The organism is Streptomyces sp. QH1-20, from assembly GCF_041283565.1.
Classification (GTDB): Bacteria; Actinomycetota; Actinomycetes; order Streptomycetales; family Streptomycetaceae; genus Streptomyces; species Streptomyces syringius.
Window position 1 is genome coordinate 766,874 of record NZ_CP166299.1, and the last position, 12,853, is coordinate 779,726.

Sequence of the window (12,853 nt, forward strand, 5' to 3'; positions counted from 1 at the left end):
CCAAGGTATGCCCCGCGGCGGCTCGTACGGGTGTGATCACCGGCGGCGGGCCGCACCGCTGTCGCCGTCCGGCTCGTGTGCGCAGCACGGTGCGGCCCGCGGAACCCTTTCGCTGTACCCCACACGAGGTATGTTTCGGACACTTCGGAGTGTCCGGCCGTCGATGCGCGGACCATGTGTCCTGACCGGTTCCAGCCCTGCGGCCTATCGGCCCGTGCCACGGGTCCGTTAGGCACGCGCAGGAGAACTGTCCCCCCATCCCCCGGAGGTACGCGCATGGCCGAAAGCCGGAGCAGCGACACGACGGGCAAGGCACGGTTCCACGACATCTACAACGAGCCCGATCCCCGCGCCTACTTCCGGCGGCTCGCCCCGTTGGAATACGAGATCCCCCACCATGCCCAGGAGGTCTTCCGCCGTACCCGTGCCGAGCGTGCCGCGCTCGACACGGACGGCGACGAGGGCCCGGTCACGGTGCTCGACGTGTGCTGCTCCTACGGCATCAACGCCGCCCTCCTCAACCACGACGTCTCGCTCGCCGACCTCTACGCCCACTACACCGGCCCGGAGGCGGAGTCCCTCACCACCACCGAACTCATCGGGCGCGACAAGGAGTTCTACGCCTCCCGGCGCCGGTCGGACGCGTCACCCACCATCGGTCTCGACGCCTCGGACAACGCCGTCCGCTACGCCCTGGCCGTCGGCCTGCTCGACGAGGCGTACGCGGAGGACCTGGAGAGCGCCTCCCCCAGCCTCCCGCTGCGCCAGGCCCTCGCCCGCACCGGGCTGATCACGGTCACCGGGGGCGTCGGCTATGTCACCCACCGGACCTTCGAGGCACTGCTGGAGTGGACGCGGCGTCCGGTGTGGGTGAGCGCGTTCGTGCTGCGCATCTTCCCCTACGAGCAGGTCGCCGCCTCTCTGGCGGCCCGTGGTCTGACGACGCGTACGGACGCCTCCCGGACGTACCCGCAGCGGCTGTTCACCACGGTGGCGGAGCAGCGTGCCGCCGTGGAGCGGGTCCTTCTCGCGGGCGACGACCCCGCCGGGCTGGAGGCCGACGGCCGCTATCACACCCGGCTGTACGAGTCGCGGCCCTCCCCCGTCTGACGGCTCCCGTCCGGTGACGGGCCGATCGCGGCGGGCGCGGCGGCCGGGGTGCTCGCCCGGGTGATGGCGGTCTCCACGGCGGCGACGCGGTCGGCGAGCAGGCCAAGGGCGGCGACGGCTCGGGTGAGGGGGTCGTCGTCGGGGCCGCCGAGGGCCTGGGTGCGGAGGTAGGCCGAGGTGATGGTGGCGCGGCGGGCGGCTTGTTCGGGGGTGAGCGTGCCGCGCAGTTCGGCGAGCTTGAGAAGGTTCGCCTCGGTGTCGCTGGTCAGGGTCTGGGCCTCGCCGGCGTAGTGGTCGTCGATGACGGCGGCGAGTTCGGCGGCCCGGACGAGGTCCGCCAGGGCTGCGCCGGGAGGAGGCCGCGCACCGCGAGTTCATCGACGACCTGCTCCACGGGCGCAGCGATCCGGGCCGGCTCTCCGAGCGGGCCGAGCGCTTCGGGCTGCGGCTCGCCCACGCCCACGCGGTGGCCGTCGCCGTGGGCCGGCCTACGACGACGCGCACCCGGTGACGCGGCGTCTGGCGACCGCGTTCCAGGGGCGTTTCGGGGAGCGCCACACCCCGCTGACCACGAAGGACGGGCGGTTGATCTGCGTCGCGCCCGGCGACCAGGACGACGTCCTGCGCTTCTTCTCCCAGCGGGCGCACCAGGTCACCGACGGCGGGCAGGTGGCGGTCGGGCGCCCGCACCCGGGCCCGGGTGGCGTCGTGCAGTCCTACGAGGAGGCGCTCAGCGCCCTCGACCTGGCCGGCAAGATGGGCCTCGACACCCCTGTGCTGCGCGCCGCCGATCTGTTGGTCTTCCCCGTCCTGACCCGCGACCGGCAGGCCATGGCGGGCCTGGTGCGCTCCGCCTTGGGCCCGCTGCGGCAGGCGCGCGGGGGCGCCGAACCGCTGCTGGCGACGCTCACCGCCTTCTTCGACTCCGGCTGCGTGGCCGCCGAGGCGGCCCGCAGACTGTCCTTGAGCGTCCGGGCGTTCACCTGCCGCCTGGCGCGCATCCACGATCTGACCGGCGTGGATCCCTCGGATCCGCTGCACCGGTACACCTTGCAGACCGCCGTCATCGGCGCGCGGCTGCTGGACTGGCCGGCCAAGGAGCTGTAGCCGGCAGGCCCGGCACTTCTGACGCACAGCTCGGCCCGCGTATCAACGGCGCGCTGGGGTGAAGGCTCATGCACGTGGAAGCAGGTACGCCCTTCCGAGCTTCCACGAGAAATCACCCCGGCGTTCACGGCGCCGGTGATGAGGGGATTCCTGATGCCGAGATGATCGCCGGGGCGGGCTCATTGCATCAACCGGATCCTCCGCGACACGGCTCGGCCATTCCCCAGACTAGGAGACGGACTCAAATGATCAACACGATGGTGGACGGGTTCAAGAAGATCGGCGTGCTCGCCGGCGCGGCCGGTCTGCTCGCCGTCAGTCTTGTCGGGATGTCGGCCGGCACCGCTGCCGCCGCCTCCTGCAAGACGGCCGCGCCCGTCCAGACGACCGGCAACATCGTCAACGACACCGTCGCCCAGGCCAACGGCGCCGTCAGCGCTGTCACTGAAATCGTCACCTGCTCCGCCGGTACCGCCAACGGAGCCGTCAACGGCCCCGAGGCCTCCGCCGACAGCTGACCGCCGTGCACACCCCCGGAGGGAATCGCATGTTCCGCACTCTTGCCTGCCTGGCATCGGCAACCGTCCTCGCCCTCACCGCCGGGGCACCCGCAGCCCACGCGGAAACCGTCGAGTACACGGTCACCATCAGGACCGCAGACGTCTACCTGGGCGGGACGGACAGCACCGTCAAGGGAAAGCTGTTCAACAAGCAGAACGGCAAGTGGACCTATTTCGACAACTCCGGGAACGACTTCGAACGAAACGATACGGGCACCTACACGATCACCGTCCCCAGCACATTCGGCACCCCCACACACTTCCAGCTATGGAAAGCAGGGTCCGATGACTGGGCCGTTGCCACGCCCATCATCATCAAGGGCCCGGACAACTACAGCAAAGCGGCATACATGCGGGGGAATTACACCTGGTTCACCGGCGAAGACAAATACAACAGGTGCCAGGTCGACTCGAACAATGTCATGCGGTGCAACCACTACTCTCCAGAGATGAAACTGCTCAACTACGTGTGACCGCCGGACGGCGGCGAGCACCACGCCCAGCGCCCCGACCTCGTCGCGGAGACCGGTGCCGTGGCCGGTGAGCTGCCGAGCGGGCCCGCCGCCGTCAAGCCCAAGGGGCCCGCGGCCGCGCCGGCGACTCCGTACGGGTCTACACCTCGCGTCGGCCGTCACGGCCCAGGACGCGGTCCGCCGCGAGCGCGCCGGGGCCGGTGAAGACGAGCAGCAGGAAGGCCCAGCAGAACATCGCCGACGCCTCCCCGCCGTTCTGCAACGGCCACAGCGCGGTGCCCTGGTGCACATCGAAGTACGCGTACGCCATCGATCCCGAGCAGATCAGCGCCGCCGTGCGGGTGCCGAGGCCCAGCAGGACCAGGGCGCCGCCGACCAGTTGGATGACGGCGGCGTACCAGCCCGGCCAGGTGCCCGCCTCGATCGTGCCGCCGTCCGCGCCGACCGCACCGCCGAGGACGCCGAAGAGGGACGCGGCACCGTGGCAGAGGAAGAGCAGGCCGACCACGACGCGGAAGAGGGACAGGACATAGGGGCGGGCGGCGTCGAGCCGCTCGCCGAGCCGGGCGGCCGGAGCCGGGGCGGGGGTGCCCGCCGGGGAGGACGCGGCGGCAGTGCGGGACGTGGGCAGAGACGGGGGCATGATCGGGCTCCTCGGTCGAGTGATGTCCGGTAGCCCCGAAGCCGTCCGTCGTGTCCCGGCCGCGAGGCGAGAGCGAGCGTCTGTTGCCAGAGTTCCCATTCTCCTCGCACAGGCGTCGTACGACAGGCGAATGGCACCGTACTTCCCCGGCTTTACCACGCGTCCGGCCGCACCCCGCCCGCGTCAGTGCTCGCGGGCGTACTCCCGCCGGTGGTAGCGGCGGCGTTCGAGGAAGATCTCGGTGAAGACCGAGACCTTGGCCCGCAGGGCCCAGGGGTCGAAGGGCTTGGCGATGTAGTCCACGGCCCCGGCGGCGTAGCCGCGCGAGGAGTGTTCGGCGTCTATGCCCATGGCGGTGACGAAGATGATGGGGATGTCCCGGTTGCGGGCGCGGCGCTTGATCTGTGCGGCCGTCTCGTAGCCGTCCATCTCCGGCATCTGTACGTCCAGCAGGATGACGGCGAAGTCGTCGTGATCGAGCAGGGCCTTCAGCGCCTCCTGCCCGCAGGACGCGGCCACCAGTTCCTGGTCGAGGGTGGACAGGGCGGCCGTCATCGCGAGCAGGTTGTTGTGCTGGTCGTCGACGATGAGGATCTTCGGGCGGGGGCCGGGGTAGGTCTCCGGGAAGGTGACCGGGGCGGGTTCGGCGTGGGGCGGGTGGCGGTCCTCCCGCGCCGGGGGCGGTTGCTGGGCCTCCACCATGGCCAACTGCCGCTCCAACAGCAGACAGCGCTCCTCCGCCAGCAGCCCGCGCCGGCGTACGTCCTCCAGTTCCTCGGTGAGCCGCTGCACGTCCTGGCGGAGCTTGTCGCGCTCCTGGACCAGCTCCTCGCGGTCGGGGACGTTCATCTCCAGCTCGTCCGCGCGGGTGCGCTCCGCCGCCCACGCCCCTTCCAGCTGGCTCAGCCGCACCTCGAGGTCCGCGATCCGGTGCTGACGGTCGAGCAGCGCGTCGCCCAGTACGTCTTCCTGCACAGTGGACCGCCTCGACTCCCGGTCGGCGTCCGCCAGCTGGTGCTCCAGCAGTTCCATGGCGTGCGCGGGGGATCCGCTGGTGCGGACGGCCGCCCGGTGCAGCTCCCGGACCCGCTCGATGGCGGCCGGGGTGACCGCGGTGCCGCGCGACTCCGCGAGATCGGCGAAGAGGTCGAGGACGAATTCCCAGGGCGGGATGCGCGTACCGCTCAGATAGCGGGAGATGGTGCCCGCGTCCCGGAACCGGCGCGCGGCGTACCGGCGGACCGACACCCCGAGTCCGGAGAACAGTTCGCGCAGTGTCTGTGCGAATGTCCGGCACTCCTCGGTCAGTCCGTCGGCCAGCGGCCGCAATTCACCCATGCCCCGCTCCGTCCCCGCCGCGCCGCGGCCTCCCGTGCTCCTCCCGCACGGCCGTCGCCACCGGCACCGCCGTCCGTACCGTTCGTACCATCCGTGCCGTTCGTGCCGACCCGTGCTGACCACCCTCCCACGCGGCCCCGCCGGAACGGTCCCATCTCCGTTCAGGCATCGGAATCAGCCACCAAGCGATCAAAGAACGACACCGCCGCACCGAAGACGGCACCGCCGCACAGGACGCACCGCGCGGAGTCGACCCCGGCCAGTGCCGACAGCACCCCCGCCCCCACCCCGGCGAGCACCCCGAGCAACAGCACCAGTGCCGCCCTCGGCGTCAACAGCGAACCCTTCACCACGGACCTCCCGTTCCACGGCCGGGCACCGGCCCGGCTCGGCCCGGGCACGACGACCGGCCGGGACGAGCACAGCGTGGGACACCGGGCGGGTGTTGCGCGCGGCAACACCTGGAGCGGCAACAGAAGAGGGTGGTTCAGCAGAATGACCTACTGGTACATTGCAATGAACGATGACGCGCAGGCTAGGAGAGACGTGACCCCCGACATCAAGACATGGCTCGACACCGTCACCATCGACCCCGCCGTGCGGGAGCTGCGGCCCGACTACCGCGCGCTGGTCATCGTCGCCGAAGGGCTGCGGCCCGGGCCGAGCGACGCCTTCAGCGAGGAACTGCTCGCCGCCGCCGAGGCGAGCGCCCTCGCCCGCACCGGGGACGGGGCAGCCGGGCACCCGCACGTGGCCGCCTGGCGCGAGGCGTTCCGCGACTTCGGCGCGAAGCCGCAGCGCACCCGCCCCAGCGTGGACGGGCTGCTGCGCCGCGTGCCCGCCGGGCTGCCCCGGGTGGACCGCCTCACGGACATCTACAACGCGATCTCCGTCGCCCACGGCATTCCGCTGGGCGGCGAGGACCTCGACCACTACCGGGGGCCCGCCTTCCTCACCCGGGCCGACGGCACCGAGTCCTTCGGGACCACCGCGGCGGGCGAGGCCGTCGTGGAGCACCCCGAACCCGGCGAGGTCGTGTGGCGCGACGACGCGGGCGTCACCTGCCGCCGCTGGAACTGGCGCCAGTGCACCCGTACCCGCCTCACCCACGACACCACCCGGGCCGTCTTCATCCTCGACGCGCTCGCCCCGCTGTCGGACGAGGCCCTGGCGGAGGCCGGCGAGGCCCTCGTGGCGGCGCTCGTCGCCGACGACCCGGGTGTGCGGACCTGCTCCCGCCTGGTGTGAGCCCGGGGTGAGGCCGGGCTAGGGCGCCCCGAGTCCGGCCGCGGCGGCCCCGAATTCCCGGACCGCGTCCTCGACGATCGTCTCCAGCCGCTCGTGGTGCGCTCCCCGCCAGTACACGCGGTCACAGGCGGTGCACTGCGCGAAGACGTCGTACGTGCGCTGCGTGCCGTGCTCCAGCAGCTCGCTGACGGCCTCCTTGTCGGCGTCCCGCAGCTCGCCGTTGCACGCGGTGCACCGGGTCCACGGCTCCAGACGCGGCGCGAAGCGGCCGAGCACGTCCCGCAGCTGCTCCTCGGGGCGGTCGCTGTAGACGTACGCCCCCGCCCAGATCTCCCGGCGCCGCAGCAGGCCCCGGTCCCGGGAGAGCAGCACCCTCCGTTCGGCGGCGGACAGCGCGGCCAGCGCCGGGTCGCCGATGTCCTCGGCCTCGTACGCCGCGTCCACCCCCAGCAGTCGCAGCCGCCGGGCCAGGGTCCCCAGGTGCACATCCAGCAGGAACCGCAGCGGTGCTCCCGGCACGGGCTGCGGGCGCGCGGGGGCGTGCACCTCGACGGACTCTCCCGCGCCCGGCACGTGGGCCACCGGCACCTCCCGGCCGTCGACGAGCAGCCGGCCGACCTCGGTGAGCGGGATGCCGAGCGATTCGACGACGTGTCCCAGGGTCGACACTCCGTCGGTGACGACGGCCGCCCGTTCGCCGCGCCGCTCGGCGGCGACGAAGAGCTTCAGTTCCGGGGCGACGCTGATGTGGATCTCGGGTCCGTTCACCTCTTCAGGATGCCATTCGCGCCGTGCGCGCCGGCGGTCGGGCGTCGCCCGCCGGAGGTCAACGGACCTGGCCCGTGAGGTCGACGCCGAGCAGGGCCTCGATCCCGGCCACCGTGTCGGCGGGCTCGGTGGCGCGGACGACGGCCATCCCCAGCTCTTGGGCGGGGGTGAGGTTGCGGGCAGAGTCGTCGACGAACACACAGGCCTCGGCGGGCAGTTCCATCAGACCCAGCATGATGGTGTAGAGCCCGGGGTCGGGCTTGCGCATCCGGTAGCGGCCGGAGAGCAGCACCGCGTCGTAGGACGTGTCGAGTTCGTACCCGGCGTACGGGTCGTACGGTTCGGAGCCGAGGCTGTTGGACAGGACGCCGACCCGCACCCCGGCCCGTCGGGCGGCCCGCGCGGCGCCGGTCAGCGTCGGCTCGGGGCGGAGGTCCGCGAGGGCCCGGCCGAGCAGGTTGACCGGGTCGACTCCGAGGAGGGGCGCGGTGTGTTCGTTCCACTCCTCCTGGGTGATCACCCCGCGCTCCAGGTCCGCGAAGAGTTCGCGTCCCACCGGATCCACCGAGACGGCGTTCAGGAAGGCGTCCGGGGCCAGTCCCTCGCGCAGGCAGAAGGCGCGGGTGCAGGCGGCGACGGAGGTGGTCAGCACCCCGCCGAAGTCGAGGATCAGGCCCTTGCCCGGCGGCGTGGCCCCGGGACCGGACGGCGGAGTGGACATGTGCGGCTCCTCACCCTGGAACAACCCTCGTTCACGCTGTGTGCCCGATCGTGGTGGGCCGTCGCCACCCGCGTCAACGACGCCTGGGACCCCCGTTGCCCCACCGACGTGGAGTGACGGGCAGTGACGCGGGTGAGGGGGATTCGGGACGGACGCCGCGTGTCCGGACCGGTCCGTACGGATAGAGATGTGGGCGACATCAGCGGATACAGGAGGGGGACGTCCGCGTCATGGCCTGGGTCAAGACCGCCACGATCCTGAACGACGCCCACGGGACGCGCCAGGAGATCCTCAGCACCCTCGGCGCCCGGTTCACCGAAGTGCGCACCACTCTGGCCACACTGGTGGGACTGTCGGAGGCCATAGCCGCCGGCGGGACCTGGCTGCGCGAGAATCATGGAGCCCTGCACAGGAAACTCGACCGGGCCCTCGAGGAGATCGAGCAACTCCGCGCCGACTGCGCGGCCCTGAGCGACCTCGTCGACGCCCGCACCACCCCGCCCGCCGAAACCGTCGAGCGGCAGACCGTCCCTCCCGCAGCGCAGCCCCTCCCCCGTCACCCGACCACCCCTGACGGGACGACACACACCGAAGCCCCCGATGCCGCGCGGCTCCGGCGGCTGCTCCGTCGGGCCGCCGGTGTCTCCTCCGCCAGGCTCGTCTGTCACCGCGACACCTGGGCCTTCCTCCTCGAACAGACCGCGTGCGACCCGCATTTCCGCGCGCCCGGCCCGGTCGACGACGAGCACGAGGGGAGGGTGGAGGTCACCCTCTCGGGCCGGAGCCTCATCGCCGTGCTCCTCTCCCTCTTCCGTACGTCCCAGGAAGAGGACATCGAGCGGCTCGGCGACCTTGCCATGGCCGCCGAGCTGTACGAGCGCAGCGCCGACGCGCTGGAGCACACCGACTCCGCCGACCGCTACGGGCCCCAGGTGGTCATCGTCCTCGACGACCGGGCGGGCCCCGCCCCGGCCGAGGGGGACGAGGGACGCGCCGTCTGAGCTGTCGTCTGAGGCGGCCGTCGCCCCCACGATTTCGCGTGTGCGTCCCCCCTTCACCCGGGCGGGTCGTTTGGCGACGGGCGTTCTGGCAATGCTGCGGTCCTATCGATCACGGGCACGTCGGATCAGTGGAGGCCACCATCAGCGGCACCTGGAGCATGGGCAGGCGGATCGGGATCACCAGCGCGACTCTGGCGGCGATGGCCGTCGTCGCCTCGGCGGGGACGACACCCGCGCTGGCGACGCCGGACTGTTTCGACCGCGAGACAAAGCCGTACACCTCAGTGGTGGACAGCCACCTCCACTTCCGCCCCTTCGGCGGCCGGGCCATCTCGTTCGACGAACTCACGGGCTATCTGCGCAAGAGCGGCGTCCGCCACGCGAGCATGTACGGCATCGGGCAGACGCTGCCCGTGAACTCCGACTGCACCTACTACCTGGACTGCCCCGGAACGCCCGTGGTGCCCAGCATGAAGAACGACTTCGTCAACGCCGGGAACTACATGGAGGCGAAGCCCAAGGACCCCGGCCTCACGCTCTCCATGACCTTCATGGACCTCAACCACCCCGAGACCGTCCCACCCGGGATCTCCCTCTACGACAAGGAATTCCCGGGCATGTTCCGGTGGGCGGGAGAGGTCAACCTCGTCAAGCAGGCGCTGTTCCCCAACCGCCATGAGCCCGCGTCGAGCGAGAACATCAGGAATTGGGCGCCGTTCATGAAGGTGCTGCGGGACCGCGGCATGCCGATCACCATCCACTCGGACATCGGGAGCGACCGGGAGCCGACGAAGTACCTCCACCTGATGGAGGAGACCCTTCGGCGCTACCCGCGGAACGAGATCGTGTGGGCGCACATGGGGCTCTCCAAGGAACTGTCCGCCATGGATCCCGACCAGCACATCCGCATCGTGAAGCGGCTCCTCGACACGTATCCCCGGCTGACCCTCGATCTGAGCTGGCGCGTGCTGGAGGACCAGTACTTCAGCAAGCCGGGCGTCAGGCAGAAGTACGCGGCATTCTTCGACCGGTACCCCACCAGAGCCATCCCGGGAACCGACTTCGTAGCGGCCGGGAACAAGGACTACCAGGTCTACGAGGAAGAGCTCGAGGTCACCAGCCGCATCAACAAGGCCCTGGGGGACGAGGCGTTCCGCGGCATCGCTCTCGGAGCGAACTACTTCCGGCTGCTCGGCATGAAGGAGACGGCCCCGCAGGTGTGCCGGGCGGGGTGATCCCATCGGTGGGGCCGACGTGGCGTCGGCGGTGGGAGGGTCGCGGTCACGTTCCCCTCCCGCCGGGCGCCGCGCACAATGTCCCCATGCCGTACGACGAGAAGAACCCGCTGCGCCAACTCTCGCTCGACGAACTGCGCCTGCGGACGAGCGCCAAATGGCGCACGTACCCGCCGGACGTGCTGCCGCTGTGGCTGGCCGAGATGGACGTACCCGTCGCCGAGCCCGTGGCGCGGGCGCTGGTGGACGCGGTCTCGCTGGGCGATACGGGATACCCGGTGGGGACGGGGTACGCAAAGGCGCTGGACGCGTTCGCGCGGGAGCGGTGGGGCTGGGACGGGGTGGTGGCGGAGCGGACGGCGATCGTGCCGGACGTGATGCTGGGCGTGGTCGAGATGCTGAAGCTGGTGACCGGGCCCGGGGACGCGGTGGTGGTGAGTCCTCCGGTCTATCCCCCGTTCTTCCCGTTCGTGGAGAATATGGACCGGCGGGTGCTCGAGGCGCCGCTGGGCGACGGGCACCGGCTCGACCCTGCTGCCCTGCGGGCGGCGTTCCGCGAGGCGGTGGCGGGTGGGCGGCGCGCGGCGTATCTGCTGTGCAGTCCGCACAACCCGACCGGCACCGTACACACCTGCCAGGAGCTGGCAGCCCTGGCGGAGCTGGCGAACCACTACGGCGTGCGGGTCGTCGTCGACGAGATCCACGCACCCCTCGTGCCGCCGGGCACCCGGTTCGTGCCGTATCTGTCGGTGCCCGGCGCGGACGGGGCGTTCTCCTTGATGTCGGCGTCGAAGGCGTGGCATCTGGCGGGGCTCAAGGCGGCGCTGGCCATCGCGGGCCCCGCCGCCACGGACGACCTGGCCCGGCTGCCCTACGAGGTGAGCCACGGCCCGGGCCACCTCGGCATCATCGCCCACACCGCGGCCCTTCGGTACGGCGGCGAGTGGCTCGACGCGGTACTGGCCGGCCTGGACGAGAACAGGCGGCTGCTCGCCGACCTGCTGGCGCGGCATCTGCCGGACGTGCGGTACACGCCGCCGGAGGGCACCTATCTGGCGTGGCTGGACTGCCGGGCGCTCGGCCTGGGCGACGACCCGGCCGCCGTCTTCCTGGAACGGGGGCGGGTCGCGCTGATCGGCGGCGCCGATTTCGGCACGGGAGGAGCCGGGCACGTACGGATGAACCTCGCCACGTCACCGGAAGTGATCACGGAGGCCGTACGGCGGATGGCGGCCGCGCTCGACCGGGGGTGAGGCGGGCCGCTGTCCGTCAGTCGTCGAGCGCGGCGGCCACGACGGGCCCGAGGTGCGCGAATTCCGGTGGGAGCGTGCCGAGCAGCCGGCGCTCGACGGTTCTTCCGGGGTCGGCCAGCGTCACGTCGCCCATGGTGATCCAGCCGCTGAAGACGTGCCGGACCGCCTCGGAATCCCTGACCGTGAACCCCCGGTATCCGAGGCCCGGGGCCGGGGGCGGCTTCGCGTCCACCCGGGCGAGTCCGGCGAGGAGTGCCCGGAAGGCTGCCGCCGCGCCGGGGTCCAGCGGCCAGCGCGGATCGGGGCGACCACTGAAGAGGTGCAGTTCCACGATCACCGGTGCGTGCCGCTCCCATCGGTCGGGGCGTCCACCGGCTCAGTTGATGACGACGGACTTGCCCGCGTAGAAGTACCCGCAGAAGTCGGTGTAGCCGCCCCGGTCGCAGGTCTCGGGATCGGTGATGAGGGCGCCTCTGTTGTCGTAGTTCCGCGCGGCCGTGGAGCCGGGTTTGTGCCCCCAGAAGTCACCGCGCTGCTCGCGGTACCAGTGGTAGTCCACGCCGGGCCAGATCACGAGGGCCATGAGGCGGCGCGGGTACTCGCTGTCGGGCAGGCAGTCGAAGCGGCGGACCAGGCCGTCGGCGAGTGCGGCCTGGGTGACGTCCGGACAGGCCATGACGTCGGTCTGGGCGCCATGGGCGCGGCCGGGCTGGGCGAAGGTGTCCGTGCGGTAGTTGCGCGCGTAGTTGTAACAGTTGTTGTAGGGCTGCACTTCCGGGCGGTTCCAGAAGTCGGGGTTGAACTCACTGACCTCGTAGAAGCAGCCGGCGTCGATCGGCTCGTCCTCCCTGATGGTGGAGCGCAGCGAGTTCGACGGGAAGAGCGGCGGCCGGAACCACTCCGGCGGGTCCTGGAAGAACCGGTCCATCTGCTCAAGGACGAGGTCGCGCGTCGTGTCGTCGAGGGGCGTCTCGGCGTGCCCGGGCAGCTTGAACGCGCGGTACCGGGGCATGTCCGCGACGATCCGTCGCGCCAGCTCGGCCGAGCGCCGGGGGTCGGGGGCGCCGATGGTGCCGAGGGTGAAGGTGCGGGGCAGGGAGTCGGGCCAGGACTCGTCGTCGCTCATCGAGGAGATGACGACCTCGCGGTATCCGAGACCGCCGTAGCCCGCTCCGGACAGGCCGACCGCTTCGTCGGCCACGGCCGCGATCTCCTCCAGCAGCGCGCCCGCCGCGTCCTCGTCGGAGACGACCCAGGCGGGGTTGGGACGGCCGGAGAAGATATCGACATCCACCCGCAACATCATCCGTCTCCTTCGTCCTCGGCGTCCCGCTCCGCCTCGACGCTATGGCGGCGCGGCGGATGCGGCCCGTGCTCGGGGGCCGAACGGGCGAGG

Annotated in this window: 14 protein-coding genes and 2 pseudogenes; 8 read left to right on the forward strand and 8 right to left on the reverse strand. The window is 71.4% G+C overall.

The annotated features are described in order from the left end of the window. Window positions 1-276 precede the first annotated feature (276 nt). Window positions 277-1,110 carry a hypothetical protein gene (locus AB8O64_RS03580; protein ID WP_370417813.1) on the forward strand — a complete coding sequence of 278 codons (834 nt, stop codon included), beginning with the start codon at window positions 277-279 and terminating at the stop codon, window positions 1,108-1,110. On the opposite strand, the pseudogene AB8O64_RS03585 reads toward AB8O64_RS03580, so the two are convergent. Then, a pseudogene (locus AB8O64_RS03585) lies at window positions 1,071-1,433 on the reverse strand (hypothetical protein); the annotation flags it as partial. The gene AB8O64_RS03580 and the pseudogene AB8O64_RS03585 sit on opposite strands and share 40 nt — an antisense overlap. A gap of 20 nt (window positions 1,434-1,453) precedes the next feature. On the opposite strand from AB8O64_RS03585, the pseudogene AB8O64_RS03590 reads away from it, so the two are divergent. The 3 genes and pseudogenes from AB8O64_RS03590 to AB8O64_RS03600 form a co-directional block, all read left to right on the forward strand. Next, a pseudogene (locus tag AB8O64_RS03590) lies at window positions 1,454-2,217 on the forward strand (PucR family transcriptional regulator); the annotation flags it as partial. A gap of 245 nt (window positions 2,218-2,462) precedes the next feature. Then, window positions 2,463-2,735 (forward strand): hypothetical protein, encoded by a 273-nt coding sequence (locus AB8O64_RS03595; RefSeq protein WP_370417814.1) that lies wholly within the window; start codon window positions 2,463-2,465, stop codon window positions 2,733-2,735. A gap of 29 nt (window positions 2,736-2,764) precedes the next feature. Continuing rightward, window positions 2,765-3,250: a PLAT/LH2 domain-containing protein gene (locus AB8O64_RS03600; protein ID WP_370417815.1), complete on the forward strand. Its 486-nt coding sequence runs from the start codon at window positions 2,765-2,767 to the stop codon at window positions 3,248-3,250. Between the two features lie 139 nt (window positions 3,251-3,389). Here AB8O64_RS03600 and AB8O64_RS03605 read toward each other — a convergent pair whose 3' ends face one another. The 3 genes from AB8O64_RS03605 to AB8O64_RS03615 all read right to left on the reverse strand — a co-directional run bounded on the left by AB8O64_RS03605 (window position 3,390) and on the right by AB8O64_RS03615 (window position 5,584). Next, the gene (locus AB8O64_RS03605; protein WP_370417816.1) at window positions 3,390-3,893 is read right to left on the reverse strand and encodes a DoxX family protein; all 504 of its coding nucleotides are present in this window, start codon (window positions 3,891-3,893) and stop codon (window positions 3,390-3,392) included. A gap of 183 nt (window positions 3,894-4,076) precedes the next feature. After that, entirely contained in the window at window positions 4,077-5,231 is a 1,155-nt protein-coding gene (locus AB8O64_RS03610; protein WP_356456371.1) for a response regulator, read from the reverse strand. 161 nt (window positions 5,232-5,392) lie between these two features. Next, window positions 5,393-5,584 (reverse strand): hypothetical protein, encoded by a 192-nt coding sequence (locus tag AB8O64_RS03615; RefSeq protein WP_365206457.1) that lies wholly within the window; start codon window positions 5,582-5,584, stop codon window positions 5,393-5,395. 193 nt (window positions 5,585-5,777) lie between these two features. Between AB8O64_RS03615 and AB8O64_RS03620 the strand changes: the two genes are divergently transcribed. Next, complete coding sequence (locus tag AB8O64_RS03620; protein ID WP_370417817.1) at window positions 5,778-6,479, forward strand: B3/4 domain-containing protein; 702 nt, start codon at window positions 5,778-5,780, stop codon at window positions 6,477-6,479. 18 nt (window positions 6,480-6,497) lie between these two features. On the opposite strand, the gene AB8O64_RS03625 is transcribed toward AB8O64_RS03620, so the two are convergent. Beyond that, a complete protein-coding gene (locus AB8O64_RS03625) occupies window positions 6,498-7,247 on the reverse strand; it encodes a Mut7-C RNAse domain-containing protein (protein ID WP_370417818.1) in 750 nt (249 codons plus the stop codon). 58 nt (window positions 7,248-7,305) lie between these two features. Further along, complete coding sequence (locus AB8O64_RS03630) at window positions 7,306-7,968, reverse strand: HAD-IA family hydrolase (protein WP_370417819.1); 663 nt, start codon at window positions 7,966-7,968, stop codon at window positions 7,306-7,308. A 230-nt stretch (window positions 7,969-8,198) separates the two neighbouring features. Between AB8O64_RS03630 and AB8O64_RS03635 the strand changes: the two genes are divergently transcribed. The 3 genes from AB8O64_RS03635 to AB8O64_RS03645 all read left to right on the forward strand — a co-directional run bounded on the left by AB8O64_RS03635 (window position 8,199) and on the right by AB8O64_RS03645 (window position 11,457). Further along, window positions 8,199-8,969, forward strand: coding sequence for a hypothetical protein (locus tag AB8O64_RS03635; protein WP_370417820.1), 771 nt, complete (start codon window positions 8,199-8,201; stop codon window positions 8,967-8,969). Between the two features lie 128 nt (window positions 8,970-9,097). Beyond that, a complete protein-coding gene (locus tag AB8O64_RS03640; protein ID WP_370417821.1) occupies window positions 9,098-10,204 on the forward strand; it encodes an amidohydrolase family protein in 1,107 nt (368 codons plus the stop codon). A gap of 86 nt (window positions 10,205-10,290) precedes the next feature. Next, window positions 10,291-11,457 carry a MalY/PatB family protein gene (locus tag AB8O64_RS03645; protein WP_370417822.1) on the forward strand — a complete coding sequence of 389 codons (1,167 nt, stop codon included), beginning with the start codon at window positions 10,291-10,293 and terminating at the stop codon, window positions 11,455-11,457. A gap of 16 nt (window positions 11,458-11,473) precedes the next feature. Here AB8O64_RS03645 and AB8O64_RS03650 read toward each other — a convergent pair whose 3' ends face one another. Next, the gene (locus AB8O64_RS03650) at window positions 11,474-11,794 is read right to left on the reverse strand and encodes a hypothetical protein (RefSeq protein ID WP_370417823.1); all 321 of its coding nucleotides are present in this window, start codon (window positions 11,792-11,794) and stop codon (window positions 11,474-11,476) included. Between the two features lie 39 nt (window positions 11,795-11,833). Continuing rightward, window positions 11,834-12,751: a hypothetical protein gene (locus AB8O64_RS03655; RefSeq protein ID WP_365373826.1), complete on the reverse strand. Its 918-nt coding sequence runs from the start codon at window positions 12,749-12,751 to the stop codon at window positions 11,834-11,836. Between the last annotated feature and the right edge of the window lie 102 nt (window positions 12,752-12,853).